The 12,880-nt window shown below is 59.7% G+C and carries 11 protein-coding genes and 3 tRNA genes; 5 read left to right on the top strand and 9 right to left on the bottom strand.

The window, feature by feature from the left end; all coding sequences use genetic code 11:
- The first annotated feature begins 75 nt into the window (after positions 1-75).
- Positions 76-1,605, top strand: a complete 1,530-nt coding sequence (locus AC6JBC_RS07900; RefSeq protein ID WP_498023732.1) for a hypothetical protein — start codon at positions 76-78, stop codon at positions 1,603-1,605.
- On the opposite strand, the gene AC6JBC_RS07895 is transcribed toward AC6JBC_RS07900, so the two are convergent.
- From AC6JBC_RS07895 to aroA, 7 genes are all read right to left on the bottom strand, one after another.
- Positions 1,602-3,386, bottom strand: a complete 1,785-nt coding sequence (locus AC6JBC_RS07895; RefSeq protein WP_498023731.1) for a cation:proton antiporter domain-containing protein — start codon at positions 3,384-3,386, stop codon at positions 1,602-1,604. The genes AC6JBC_RS07900 and AC6JBC_RS07895 overlap by 4 nt on opposite strands.
- 72 nt (positions 3,387-3,458) lie before the next feature.
- Positions 3,459-3,544, bottom strand: a tRNA-Leu gene (locus tag AC6JBC_RS07890).
- 51 nt (positions 3,545-3,595) lie between these two features.
- A complete protein-coding gene (locus AC6JBC_RS07885) occupies positions 3,596-3,883 on the bottom strand; it encodes an integration host factor subunit beta (RefSeq protein ID WP_196226199.1) in 288 nt (95 codons plus the stop codon).
- Between the two features lie 161 nt (positions 3,884-4,044).
- Positions 4,045-5,757 (bottom strand): 30S ribosomal protein S1, encoded by a 1,713-nt coding sequence (gene rpsA, locus AC6JBC_RS07880; RefSeq protein ID WP_464788828.1) that lies wholly within the window; start codon positions 5,755-5,757, stop codon positions 4,045-4,047.
- A 171-nt stretch (positions 5,758-5,928) separates the two neighbouring features.
- Positions 5,929-6,564: a (d)CMP kinase gene (gene cmk / locus AC6JBC_RS07875; protein WP_498023730.1), complete on the bottom strand. Its 636-nt coding sequence runs from the start codon at positions 6,562-6,564 to the stop codon at positions 5,929-5,931.
- A complete protein-coding gene (locus AC6JBC_RS07870) occupies positions 6,561-6,812 on the bottom strand; it encodes a CBU_0592 family membrane protein (RefSeq protein ID WP_498023729.1) in 252 nt (83 codons plus the stop codon). The genes cmk and AC6JBC_RS07870 overlap by 4 nt, the downstream gene beginning before the upstream one ends.
- Entirely contained in the window at positions 6,809-8,149 is a 1,341-nt protein-coding gene (gene aroA, locus AC6JBC_RS07865) for a 3-phosphoshikimate 1-carboxyvinyltransferase (protein WP_498023728.1), read from the bottom strand. The genes AC6JBC_RS07870 and aroA overlap by 4 nt, the downstream gene beginning before the upstream one ends.
- A gap of 149 nt (positions 8,150-8,298) precedes the next feature.
- On the opposite strand from aroA, the gene AC6JBC_RS07860 reads away from it, so the two are divergent.
- From AC6JBC_RS07860 to AC6JBC_RS07850, 3 genes are all read left to right on the top strand, one after another.
- Complete coding sequence (locus tag AC6JBC_RS07860; RefSeq protein WP_449472261.1) at positions 8,299-8,634, top strand: TIGR02300 family protein; 336 nt, start codon at positions 8,299-8,301, stop codon at positions 8,632-8,634.
- An 88-nt stretch (positions 8,635-8,722) separates the two neighbouring features.
- Positions 8,723-8,798 (top strand) — tRNA-Ala (locus tag AC6JBC_RS07855).
- A 122-nt stretch (positions 8,799-8,920) separates the two neighbouring features.
- Positions 8,921-8,996, top strand: a tRNA-Ala gene (locus AC6JBC_RS07850).
- A 381-nt stretch (positions 8,997-9,377) separates the two neighbouring features.
- Here AC6JBC_RS07850 and AC6JBC_RS07845 read toward each other — a convergent pair.
- Positions 9,378-11,654: an ATP-dependent helicase gene (locus AC6JBC_RS07845; protein ID WP_498023727.1), complete on the bottom strand. Its 2,277-nt coding sequence runs from the start codon at positions 11,652-11,654 to the stop codon at positions 9,378-9,380.
- A 337-nt stretch (positions 11,655-11,991) separates the two neighbouring features.
- Between AC6JBC_RS07845 and AC6JBC_RS07840 the strand changes: the two genes are divergently transcribed.
- The gene (locus tag AC6JBC_RS07840; RefSeq protein ID WP_498023726.1) at positions 11,992-12,405 is read left to right on the top strand and encodes a Fe-S oxidoreductase; all 414 of its coding nucleotides are present in this window, start codon (positions 11,992-11,994) and stop codon (positions 12,403-12,405) included.
- Here the strand turns inward: AC6JBC_RS07840 and AC6JBC_RS07835 are convergent.
- Positions 12,353-12,841 (bottom strand): Rrf2 family transcriptional regulator, encoded by a 489-nt coding sequence (locus AC6JBC_RS07835; RefSeq protein WP_498023725.1) that lies wholly within the window; start codon positions 12,839-12,841, stop codon positions 12,353-12,355. The two genes, AC6JBC_RS07840 and AC6JBC_RS07835, sit on opposite strands and share 53 nt — an antisense overlap.
- Positions 12,842-12,880: the final 39 nt, after the last annotated feature.

Raw genomic sequence — 12,880 nt, 5'->3', positions numbered from 1 at the left:
TTAAGCTGCGCTTTCGCCATCTTGTTTCTGCTGTCATCACCGCTAGTCTGATGAGAGACAATGATCGGGGGGATCATGCGGTTTCTTGTTGCTATCTGTTTACTACTGGTGCCCGCTGCAGCGCGTGCTGAATGGCTGGAAGCGTCGAGCGACCATTTCGTTGTCTATGCCGAAGCCCGGGCAACTGACGCTCGCCTCTTCTCGCAGCAGCTTGAAAGCTACCATGCGGCCATGGCGGCGGTCACGGGAACGCCGAACCTCCGTCCTAGCCCCTCCAATCGACTGACTATCTATGTAGTGAGCAGTGAAGCCCAGGTCCGAAAGCTGTATGGGGCCAATTCGCAATATATCGGCGGATTTTACATACCTCGTGCTGGAGGATCGGTCGCGATCGTTCCCCGGGTCAGAGCGACGCACGGTCAAATCGACACGTCGATGATCACGCTGCTCCATGAATATGCACATTATTTTCTGATCGGATCGAGCAACTTCCCGATGCCGCGCTGGATGTCGGAAGGTGCGGCGGAGTTCTTTTCGTCAGCCGCTTTTCCCAACGATGGCGGGGTTGAACTCGGGCGGCCCGCGCAGCATCGCGCTTATGAGCTTTATATGGCGATCGACGTGACCGCGAACGATCTGCTTGATCCTGCCGCCTATGAAAAGCGCCGAGGCAAGGGGTATGATGCCTTCTACGGCAAGAGCTGGCTCCTTTATCATTACCTGACTTTCAGCCCCGACAGGAAAGGCCAGCTTTCACGCTACCTCACCCTTATGTCCCAGGGTAAGGACCCGCGGTCTGCTGCGATCGAAGCGTTTGGAGATTTCGGCCAGCTCGAACACGAGTTAGACCGCTATCTGCTCAAATCCCGCATGACCATGCTCAAGCTGCCAGCCAGCATGATCAAAACCGGCCCCGTTGTCGTGCAAGGGGTAAGTGCGGGAGCAAACGCAATGATGCCGGTCATCATTCGTTCCAGGCGCGGGGTCGACGACGAAGGGGCCAAGGCCGTTCTGACGGACGCGCGCGCCATAGCTTCGCGCTTCCCCAAAGATCCAGCGGTCCTATCCGCGTTGGCGGAGGCCGAACATGACGCTGGGAACGACAAGGAAGCGATCGCCGCAGCAGATGCCGCCCTCGCTGACGACCCGAAGCAGGTCAACGCCTATGTCCAGAAGGGCCTGTCCCTCTATCGCATGGCCCAAGATGCCCCGGATCAGGACGAGGGCTATAAGCAAGCACGCGCCACTTTCATTGCACTCAATCGCATCGAAAATGACCATCCGCTGCCGCTCTTCTATTATTATGACAGCTTCGCCCGGCAGGGGAAAACGCCATCTTCGCTCGCGCTTCAAGGACTGGAGCGCGCGTCTGAACTGGCGCCCTTTGATCTCGGCCTGCGTATGACTCTGGCGATGCAGCAATTGCGCATCGGTGACCGCAAGGAGGCGCGACGCAATTTACTGCCCGTGGCTTATAACCCCCATGGCGGCAGCCTTGCTGAGACCGCAAGCACAGTATTGGAACGGATGGACAAGGAACCCAAATGGGATGGGAGCGGCATGCCTAGCACGGGGTCTGACAATGCTGTAGCTATTGCACCTTAGCCGACCTCGTCAGGGCGGAGCCGCCTCAGTTTCGGAGCGGTATCCATCTGCGCCGCATCTTTAATGCCCATGCGCAAGTCCTCACGCGTTTGATGGATCGAGGCAATAACCGGCCCCATCGCCACGCCTAGGTCGATGAGCGCCGTTTCTGCGAGTTGTAGCGAGCTTTCAAGCGTCTCGGGAACCGCATCGCTTGCGCCAGCCTGATAGAGTTGTGCCGCATGATCAGTATCGCGCGCACGGGCGATGATCGGCAAATCCGGCACCCATCCACGCACCCGTTTCGTGACACGCACCGAAAGCACGGGATCGTCCATGGTAAGGATCAACGCTCGTGCATGGCCCAAACGGAGCTTGTCGAGCATTTCGACGCGCGCCACATCACCGAAAAGGATCGGATAGCCTCCACGACGCCCCTCCGCCACTACGTCCGGGTCGGATTCGACAACGGTGAAGCGCTGGTTATGGAGGCGAAGCAGATCGCACACCATTCGCCCGACGCGCCCGAACCCGATTACGACAGCTGCCGCCTCGGTGCTTTCTTGCTGTAGGTCTGGCGCTTCCTCGCCCAGCGCCATTTCCAGCCTGCGCGCGATGTCATGACCGATGCGTGCGAGAAGTGGCGTGATCGTCAGGCCGATGGCCGTGACGATCTGCCAAAAGGCGGCGGTCGATGGGAGGATGAGCTTGGCTGCTGCTGCTGTCGAAAGCACGATGAGGGTCGTTTCAGAAGGACTGGCCATCAGCACGCCAACTTCCAGAGCTACACCCTTTCGCGCGCCTGAAAAATAGAGGAGCGCGGCGGTGACCAATGTTTTGACCAGGACGACTCCAACGACCGCAAGAACAAGGCTCGGCCAATTCGCCAGGATCACCCGGACGTCCAGGCTCATGCCCACAGTGATGAGGAAAACGCCAAGCGCCAGCCCCTTAAACGGCGCTGTCATCACTTCGACCTCACCATGATATTCGGTCTCTGCGATGAGCAGGCCTGCCAGCAGTGCGCCGACAATTGGCGAAAGGCCTGCGAGCGAAGTCGCGATACTTGAAACGATGACCACCAGCAGACTGGCCGCAAGGAAAACTTCAGGGCTTTTGGTCCGCGCGGCCTGGCTGAAAATGTGTGACAGAAAAATGCGGCCAAGTACTAGCATCACCGCGATCGTGATGCCGCCTTTTAGCAACGTATCGGCCAGTTCGCCCCAGGCACCGTCAGGACTGGAGGCTACCGACGGCGCGAGCGCGCCGAGCATGAATATTATGGGGACAAGCGCCAGATCCTCAAACAATAGCATCGCGAACGCGGCCCGCCCCACGGCGCTTTGCGTGCCCACCATAGGGAGCACCACGGCCGTTGAGGAAAGGGCCAGGGCAAGACCCAATCCGACAGCGCCTGCGGTTGGTTGTCCCAGAAAGTAGAGGCCCAAAGCAATCAGCGACGCGCCGCCGATTAGTTCGGCGGCACCGACCCCGAACACTTGGGCGCGCATTGTCCAGAGGCGGCGAAAGCTGAGCTCAAGCCCGATCGAGAAGAGAAGTAATATGACACCAAGCTCAGCGAATGGTTCAATCGCTCCTCTGTTTGAAATGGTGACATGATAAAGCCACGGATATTCAGCGACCAGCGCGCCAAGGCCCGATGGGCCGACAGCTAGCCCGACCAGAATGAAGCCAATGACGGGACTGATCCTCAAGCGTGCGAAGCCGGGGATCACCAGCCCGGCGGCCCCCAGAATGACGAGGGAATCGCTGAAACTTTGTGGATTGATTGCACCGGCCATACGCCATCATTGCGGTAAGCGCGGCAGAATATCCAGCCTTGCGGCAAATTCACGTCCGATGCGTGATACCCTTGGTGCGGACGGCGGGACTTGAACCCGCATTCCCAGGGGGAGGCGGATTTTAAGTCCGCTGCGTCTACCGATTTCGCCACGTCCGCGTGGCGCTTCCACTGACCTTTCCGAACGCGTAGGTCAAGATGTGCTGGAGTTCACTGCGCCTTGCTGTTCAGCCGTTCGCGCATTTCCTTGCCCGGCTTGAAGTAGGGCACCCGCTTGGCCGAAACAGGGACCTGTTCCCCTGTACGCGGATTACGCCCAGTCCGCGCGTCTCGCGCACGAGTGGTAAAGGCGCCGAAACCACGCAATTCTACCCGGCCGCCACCCGACAGGCGGTCAACAATCTCTTTGAAGAAGAGGTCTACAATCCTCTCGACCTCTTGAAGGCCAAGGTCTGGATTTTCCTCTGCCAGAGTCTGAATTAATTCCGAGCGTATCATTGGTCCTCCAGCTCCCCCTTCTGGTTCCCAGTTTAGTCATAGTGAGTCCCTACCCACATGACAATTATCCAATGTCGGTAGTTGTTTTCTCATTTTGGGATATAAAAAGCCCGCCGGAAGGAGTTCCGACGGGCCTATTACTTTAGTTGTATCCGAAGGGATTAGCCTTCGTTCTTGGCCTTCAGCGCTTCGCCCAAGATGTCGCCGAGCGATGCACCGCTGTCGGACGAGCCATACTGAGCCACGGCCTGCTTTTCTTCAGCGATCTGCATTGCCTTGACCGAGAAAGTCGGCTTCTTGGCACGGTCGAAACCGGTGACCATGGCGTCGAATTTCTGACCGACCTGGAAGCGTTCCGAACGCTGCTCGTCGCGGTCGCGGCCAAGGTCGCTGCGTTTGATGAAGCCGGCGGCGCCGTCTTCGCCAGCCTGGACTTCCAGACCGCCGTCACGAACTTCCAGAACCGTCACGGTGACGATCGAGTTCTTGTTGAGGCCAGCAGCAGCGGCAGCGGTGCCACCAGCGGCCGGACCACCACGCTCAAGCTGCTTCATGCCGAGGCTGATGCGCTCCTTCTCGACGTCGATGTCGAGAACGACCGCCGAAACCGTCTCGCCCTTGCGGTGCAGAGCCAGCGCGTCTTCGCCCGAAATGCCCCATGCGATGTCCGACATGTGGACCATGCCGTCCACGTCGCCGTCCAGGCCGATGAACAGGCCGAATTCGGTCGCGTTCTTGACTTCGCCCTCGACGGTCGAACCGATCGGGTGACGTTCGGCGAAGCTGTCCCAGGGGTTGTTCTGGGCCTGCTTGAGGCCGAGCGAGATGCGGCGCTTTTCGGGATCGACTTCGAGCACCAGAACTTCGACTTCCTGGCTGGTCGAAACGATCTTGCCGGGGTGGACGTTCTTCTTGGTCCAGGACATTTCCGAAACGTGGACCAGGCCTTCGATGCCGGCTTCCAGTTCGACGAACGCACCATATTCGGTGATGTTCGTGACGCGGCCCGACAGCTTCGCGCCGACCGGATACTTGGCGGCGGCGCCTTCCCACGGATCGCTTTCCAGCTGCTTCATGCCGAGGCTGATGCGCTGGGTGTCGCGGTTGATGCGGATGATCTGAACACGGACGGTGTCGCCGATGTTGATCATCTCGTTCGGGTGGTTGATGCGCTTGTACGACAGGTCGGTGACGTGCAGCAGGCCGTCGATGCCGCCCAGGTCAACGAACGCACCATAGTCGGTGATGTTCTTGACGACGCCCTCGATGATCTGACCTTCGGCCAGCGTCTGGATGAGGCCCGAGCGCTGTTCGGCGCGGGTTTCTTCCAGGATGGCGCGGCGCGACACGACGATGTTGCCGCGACGGCGATCCATCTTCAGGATCTGGAAGGGCTGCGGAATGTCCATCAGCGGGGTGACGTCGCGCACGGGGCGGATGTCGACTTGGCTGCCGGGGAGGAACGCCACGGCGCCGTCGAGGTCGACGGTGAAGCCGCCCTTGACGCGGCCGAAGATGACGCCTTCGACGCGAGCATTTTCGGTGAATTCGGATTCCAGCTTGTCCCAGGCGGCTTCGCGGCGAGCGCGGTCGCGCGACAGCATGGCTTCGCCATGGGCGTTTTCGACGCGGTCGACATAGACTTCGACTTCGTCGCCGACCTTCAGGTCAGCCTTCTGGCCCGGCGCAGCGAATTCGCGCAGCGGCACGCGGCCTTCCGACTTCAGGCCGACGTCGATCAGCGCCATGTCGTTTTCGATGCCGGTAACGGTGCCCTTTACGACGCGGCCTTCGAAGCCGCCGTCCTCGCCACCGAGAGAATCATTGAGAAGCGCGGCGAAATCGTCGCGCGAGGGGAATGCCGTAGAGGCCATGGTAGTTCCTTCACTCGTCATTGCTGGCCTACCGGTTGTATCCGGTGGTCTTTCAGGCCAAACCGTCCGCACGGCCGGATTGCCGCGCGAACATCCGTTCGGCCATGTCGGGTGAGACGCTCTTTGGATAAGCGAAAAGGGCGCCCGGGAATCCCAAGCGCCGTCATCGCGTCAGGCATGTTGCCGACGTTCCAACTGGGCGTCCACCAGAGCAATCGCCTGCTGGACGGCGGCGTCTATAGTCAAATTGCTGGTGTCGAGCAAGTCTGCGCCATCAGCCATTCGCAGCGGCGCATGATCCCGGCTCATGTCGCGAGTGTCGCGTGCCTGGATATCTGCGATCAAGCTGTCCATGTCCGGGCGTCCGCCATGGGAAAGCGCATCATCATAGCGACGCTTGGCGCGCACGTGAACGCTCGCCGTGACAAAGACTTTCGCATCCGCATCAGGCGCGATCACCGTACCGATATCGCGGCCGTCAAGTATTGCGCCACCCGGCCGGGTGGCAAAATCGCGCTGTCGCTGGACAAGCGCTTGGCGAACGCTCGGGTGGATGGAAACGCGGGAAGCGAGTGAGCCAACGGCCTCGCTCCGCAGCGCAGGGTCGCACAGGACTGCATCGTCAAAATCGCAAGCGGAAACCGCATCGGATTCGTGGTCCGGATCGCCCCCGGCTTTCACCACAGCAAGCCCAACCGCACGATAGAGCAGGCCGGTGTCCAGGACAGGCAGCCCGTAATGACTTCCGAGCGCCTTGGCGATCGTACCTTTGCCCGATGCTGCGGGACCGTCGACGGCGATGATCATTCTGCTTTGCCTTTCCGCAACGTCTTGGCGAGACCAATGATGGCTATAAAGGCCCAGACGACCTCCAGCGCCATCGATGCAACATTGAAATGAACCGTCAGTGAGTAGATGAGCAGCAACGAACCGATCAGGTTGAGAAAGTTGAATAGCGTGAAGTTCAGCACCTTCGCCATATTGCTGTAGGCGTAAGCAATAACCATGAGGCCGCTGCCAACAAGGCCAACCACGTTGGGAAAATCGAAATTCACGCCATCGCGCCGAGCGTTTGAAAGAGCGTGGTAAAGCCGGGGAAGCTGGTTGCGACCGGGCGCATGTCGTCGATGGTGACGCCGCTTTTGGACACGAGACCGGCCACCGCAAAGCTCATGGCGATACGATGATCCAGCTTCGTCGCGATGGGGCCGCCGCCGGGCAGGAGCGTACCTCCGGTTCCCTCGATGACGATGCCGTCCTCGAGTTCGTTCACTGTCACGCCGATGGCGCGAAGGCCCGCCGCCATGGTGGCGATACGATCAGATTCCTTGACCCGCAATTCTTCAAGGCCTCGGAAGGTGCTGCGCCCTTCGGCGAACGCGGCCGCGATGAAGGCGACGGGATATTCATCGATCATGGAGGGCGCGCGGGCGGGGTCTGGCTCGACGCCCGTCAGGTGGGAGGCAGTGACGACGATGTCCCCCACCGGCTCCCCACCGACGTCGCGCGGGTTCTCAATGACGATATCGCCCCCCATCTCGCGCAGCAGATCGATCAATCCTGCCCGAGTGCCATTCAGGCCGACATTTTCAATGGTAATCTTCGAGCCGGGAACAAGCAGCGCGGCGACCATGGGGAAGGCTGCCGATGAGGGGTCGCCGGGGACGGTGATGGCTTGGGGACGAAGTTCGGCCTCGCCTTTTAATGTGATGATCCGTGTTCCATCAGCATCGATTTCTACGTCCAGGTCAGCACCAAAGCCCTTGAGCATCCGCTCGCTGTGATCGCGAGTCGGAACCGGCTCGACGACGCGCGTGACCCCGGGGGTGTTCAGACCCGCCAGCAAGATCGCGGACTTTACCTGCGCTGATGCGACCGGAAGGCGATAATCAAGCGCCACGGCCGGGCAGGCGCCCCGCATGGTGAGCGGCAGCCGTTGTCCAGGGCTGGTGGTGAAGCTGGCGCCCATATGGGACAGCGGCTCGGTGACGCGTTGCATCGGGCGCTTGCTCAGCGATGCGTCTCCGATGAAAGTCGCGGTGATGCCATGACTTGCGACCAGGCCCATGAGGAGGCGGGTCGACGTGCCACTGTTGCCCATGTCCAAAGCTGTTTGGGGTTGCAGCAATCCGCCCACGCCCACGCCCCGAATGTGCCAGATGCCATCATCGTCCTGTTGGATCTGCGCGCCCATCGCACGCATTGCTGCGGCAGTGGCCAGCACATCCTCTCCCTCCAACAGGCCTTCGACACGGCTTTCCCCAACGGCCAGTGCAGAGAGCATGAGTGAACGATGCGAAATGCTTTTGTCACCCGGCACCCTTACACTGCCCGCAAGGGGAGGAGCACTGGAGAAGGTCATGGGAACAGGCTGATCGAAAGAAGTGGTCACGGGTCAATCCGTTTGTCAGGAAACTGAAAAATTTCGCCCGGCTTTTGACAGCGCGGTTCCGCTATGGCAAGGCGCCCGTCGCTTCGCGGGCGACATGGTCGCGCCGCGTGATATTCGTTGAAGCACTCGTAAGAAGGACAAGGCCGGACATGGTCAAGGCTGAATGGGGCACGAAGCGTACCTGCCCGAAATGCGCCACGCGCTTCTATGACCTGGGCAAGGACGACCCGGTCTCCTGCATCAACTGCAACACCGCTTGGGAACCCGAGCCGGTCCTGAAGTCGAAGCAGCCGCTGCCGTACGAGGAAGCGCCGAAGAAGGTTATCGAAACCGCCGACGGGGAGTTGGAGACTGCAGATGACGATCTGGATCTTGATCTGGACGTCGATGATGATGGCGATTCGCCGGACAATGACGTTGACCTGGGCGGTGACGACGACCTCGGCGTGGATGCCGCCGCCGACGACGGCGACGACGACAATTAAGTAATTTTGTGCTTGCCAAGGAAGTTGCTGCCTCCTAATGGCAGCGACCTCCGAAGCGCCGGTCCCAAGCGGCGCTGACACTGGTAACGGGGCCTTAGCTCAGCTGGGAGAGCGCCTGCATGGCATGCAGGAGGTCAGCGGTTCGATCCCGCTAGGCTCCACCAGTGGTCCAAGCCTGTATAGCCCGGAAGCTATCAAGAGGGTGCTTGGCATCCTATACGGGCCGATGGCTCCACGCCGGACATGGCCCAATCCATTGGAATGCGGTAGGATGCCGCGCAACGATGGGGCCTTAGCTCAGCTGGGAGAGCGCCTGCATGGCATGCAGGAGGTCAGCGGTTCGATCCCGCTAGGCTCCACCATCTTCCTTCGCGATAGACTACCACTGGTCGTCAGAAAATTGCTTCTCCGCGCGCCACGCCAGTTACCATAAATCTTCGGCATAGACGTACATCACATTCCAATATGCCAATCTCCGGTAGGCAGCGAGGAAGTGATGGGCGAAGAGACCCACATCATTGCGAGCGACAGAAGTTCGACGACGTTTGCTTCAATCCTGCGAGCGTTTTCTCCGCTCTAACGACATACTATATAGCCCTCGGCCATCGTGCTTCGACCGGCGGTGGCGGCGGAGGGCGCAGGGATAGTGACGCTACTCCAGCGAAACTACGAGACAGTTCAAAAGCGCCGACCAAGCGGATAGTTGACGCGTATAAGCCGCACGGGAACTGATTTGGTCAAGTTCAAGCTGGCTGCACGAAGCTATCCATCACACGCTTACGGCCAGCCGTTTCAAAATCGATCTCGAGCTTGTTGCCTTCGATCTCCGCAATCGTGCCGTAACCAAATTTCTGATGAAATACGCGCAACCCCAGGTGCATATCATCTCGCCCCTTGTTGCCTAGGGATACCGCCGACGCGCGAGCTTCCACGATCCGCACGGGCTCACGGGAGAACTGGCCACTTTGTTGCGCCCGCTGCCAGCCTGGGCCACGCCCGCTACTTCGTTGTACGTTGGAAAAGGGATCAGCGCGCTCGGACCAGTTGGCACGCCATAGGGATGCGCCGCCCGCCATGCTGCTTTCCTCCTCGACATGTTCCGGAGGTAACTCGCCCACGAACCGTGACGGGATGGAACTGGTCCACTGGCCATATATTCTCCGGTTGGCGGCATGAAGGATGACGCATAGCTTCCTGGCGCGGGTAATCGCCACATAGGCGAGCCGACGTTCCTCCTCCAGACTGTTGAGACCGCCTTCATCCAAGGCCCGTTGCGAAGGAAAAATCCCTTCTTCCCAGCCGACCAGGAAAACGGTGTCGAATTCGAGCCCTTTGGCCGCATGGATGGTCATGATCGTGACCTTCCGTTGCTCGGCTTGCGCGTCATTGTCCATGACTAGCGACACATGTTCAAGGAACGCACCCAGCGTTTCATATTCCTCCATGGCGCGGGTAAGTTCATTCAGGTTTTCGAGGCGGCCTGCGCTTTCGGCTGTCCGTTCTGCTTGAAGCATGGCCGTGTAACCGCTTTCATCCAGTATCTGGCGCGCGAGTTCGGCATGGGGAAGCTGGGTCGCACGGGCGCGCCAGCGGGCCAAATCCCCGATAAAGGCGCCAAGACTGCGGCGCGCTTGCGGAGTCATTTCGTCGGTATCGAGAATTCGTGCAGCAGCGAGCGCTAAAGGTATAGCCTCGGCCCGAGCAAGCCGGTGAAGTTTCTCCACGGCTTTGTCACCCAAGCCGCGCTTGGGAACATTGACGATCCGCTCAAATGCCAGGTCGTCGGCCGGTTGGTTGACCAGCCGAAGATAGGCAAGCGCGTCGCGGATCTCAGCACGCTCGTAGAACCGAAAGCCGCCCACAATCCTATATGCAAGACCGATCTGAATGAATCGATCTTCAAATTCGCGGGTCTGGTGCTGTGCGCGGACAAGGATGGCTACCTCTTCCAACGATCGACCGGAGCGTTCGATCGCCTCGATTTCGTCGCCGACGCGGCGAGCCTCTTCTGGCCCATCCCAAACGCCGATAACGCGGACTTTCTCCCCGATATCGATGTCGGTCCAGAGCGTCTTGCCTAGCCTGTTGCCATTTTCGGCGATCAAACCGGATGCGGCGCCCAGGATATGAGGCGTGGATCGGTAATTCTGCTCCAAGCGGACAATCTTGGCGCCCGGGAAGTCCTTTTCAAATCGCAGGATGTTGGCGACTTCCGCCCCGCGCCACGAATAGATGGACTGGTCATCATCACCCACGCAGCAAATATTTTTGCGCTGCTGAGCGAGCAGGCGGAGCCAGAGATACTGGCTGCTGTTCGTGTCCTGATACTCGTCCACCATAATATAGCGGAACCGCTGTTGATAGCTTTCGAGGACATCCCGGTGACGCTTCAATATGGTGAGCACATGGAGCAGCAGGTCGCCGAAGTCGCAAGCATTTACATCGCGAAGGCGGGCCTGATAGGCAGCATATAGTTTCTGCCCGCGCCCGTTCCCGTAAGATTCGCTATCTCCCGCGCTGATTTCGTCAGGCGTCAGCCCCTTATTCTTCCACTGATCGATTAAGCCACCGAGCTGCCGCGCGGGCCAGCGCTTTTCATCAATCCCTTCAGCCTGGATCAGCTGCTTCATCAGTCGAAGCTGATCGTCTGTATCAAGAATGGTGAAGTTGGATTGCAAGCCGACCAATTCGGCATGCCTACGGAGCATTTTAGCTGCAATGGCGTGAAATGTGCCGAGCCACGGCATGCCTTCCACGGCCGGACCGATCATCCGTCCAACACGCTCGCGCATTTCGCGCGCAGCCTTGTTGGTGAATGTGACCGCCAGGATTTCCGACGGATAGGCACGGCGCGTAGCTATAAGATGCGCCAGTCTTGCGGTCAGCGCAGCCGTCTTGCCCGTTCCGGCACCCGCCAGCACCAGGACCGGTCCCTCCGCAGTGAGGACGGCTTCCCGTTGGGGCTCATTGAGGCCCTGAAGATAGGGCGGATCATCAGGCGAGGGAACGGGAAGAGTCATGGTCAATAACTAGGGAGCATGGATAGAGGGAGCAAGGGCTTGGCCACGTGCGATTGATCGCAATGTATGAGAACAAAAGGGGAATAATGCAAGGGGGACGACCACGATGTTCACCTTCGATATCCCCTCTCGTCGTGTCGTTAGGTCAAGGCCAAGCAGTTCCAGTGAGGGAAAGAGGCGCGCAATTCAGAACTTGAACGCTTTGTTGAGACAGCGATCATTCGCCTGGTAGCAGCAGAGCCACAGTTCGCCGCCGACATTGGAACGCGTGCGTCACCGATCTGGTTCTCTACCCGCCAAGAGGCAGAACGGGGTGATGAACAGGAAAGGATTACCCATGAAATCGATCATGCTTGCGAGTGCCGCCATGCTGGCCTTTACCACCGGCGCTACTGGCATTGCGATCGCTCAGGGCGTGTCGGCCAATACGGCCCAACCCCCAGCCACTAATGGCATGCCGACGGATCCTGCTACGCCTGCGAACCCTGCTACAGCGGCAGATCCCAATGCTGGTCAGCCGACTGGAGAGGTTCCAGCTGACACCGGTATGATGCCCGCAACGCCGGGCATGCCTAAAGACCCTGCCGCGCCTGTCGGTAGTTCGGCGAATCCGGTTACCGTTGGCGGGAACATGACCCTTCCGCCTGCGGGCGGTAAAGACTATCCGCTATGCAGTCGCACGGTACAGGATAGCTGCATCAATCCAGGCGAGGCACCGCGTTCGAAGAAGATGGCGCGCAGGCATCGCTGACCGGAGAAACGGTGCCGGGCAGGGCGGCAATAAGCGCCGCCAGCCCGGTTCTGTCTTTGGCGGCGTCCGCAAGGCTGTGCTGGTCGAGCACAGCGAGAAAAGCTGTAGTGGCAGCCTTCAAAATGCCCGATAGGCCACAAGCCGCGCGGAGGCCGCAGCCTGCGCAGTCTGCCAGGTTCATGTCTGTTTCGGTGTGACGAACCACATCGCCCAGCCTGATGGCTTCAGGAGCCCGGGCGAGGGTGAAGCCGCCGCCTCTGCCGCGCTGGGTTAGGATGAAGCCGCCTTGGCCGAGGTGGTGGACGACTTTCATTAGATGGTTGCGCGAAAGAGCGTAAGCGTCGGCGACCTCGGGGATGGTTGCGCGGCCTGTCGGCGTAACGGCCAGATGGATGAGGATGCGCAGGGCGTAGTCGGTGTGGCGGGTCAATTGCATGAGGGAATGCGTTAATTGAACGAGGTTTGCAGATCAAAC

Source organism: Sphingobium sp. RC1 (genome assembly GCF_059738765.1).
Note: the sequence above shows the minus strand (reverse complement) of the source record. Positions and strands in the feature narration are given on the sequence as shown.

Bases quoted from the DNA above. Each gene is read 5' to 3' on its own strand.
- AC6JBC_RS07900 (WP_498023732.1), top strand. From the start codon at position 76: ATGCGGTTTCTTGTTGCTATCTGTTTACTACTGGTGCCCGCTGCAGCG.
- AC6JBC_RS07895 (WP_498023731.1), bottom strand. From the start codon at position 3,386: ATGGCCGGTGCAATCAATCCACAAAGTTTCAGCGATTCCCTCGTCATT.
- AC6JBC_RS07885 (WP_196226199.1), bottom strand. From the start codon at position 3,883: ATGATACGCTCGGAATTAATTCAGACTCTGGCAGAGGAAAATCCAGAC.
- rpsA (WP_464788828.1), bottom strand. From the start codon at position 5,757: ATGGCCTCTACGGCATTCCCCTCGCGCGACGATTTCGCCGCGCTTCTC.
- cmk (WP_498023730.1), bottom strand. From the start codon at position 6,564: ATGATCATCGCCGTCGACGGTCCCGCAGCATCGGGCAAAGGTACGATC.
- AC6JBC_RS07860 (WP_449472261.1), top strand. From the start codon at position 8,299: ATGGTCAAGGCTGAATGGGGCACGAAGCGTACCTGCCCGAAATGCGCC.
- AC6JBC_RS07845 (WP_498023727.1), bottom strand. From the start codon at position 11,654: ATGACTCTTCCCGTTCCCTCGCCTGATGATCCGCCCTATCTTCAGGGC.
- AC6JBC_RS07840 (WP_498023726.1), top strand. From the start codon at position 11,992: ATGAAATCGATCATGCTTGCGAGTGCCGCCATGCTGGCCTTTACCACC.
- AC6JBC_RS07835 (WP_498023725.1), bottom strand. From the start codon at position 12,841: ATGCAATTGACCCGCCACACCGACTACGCCCTGCGCATCCTCATCCAT.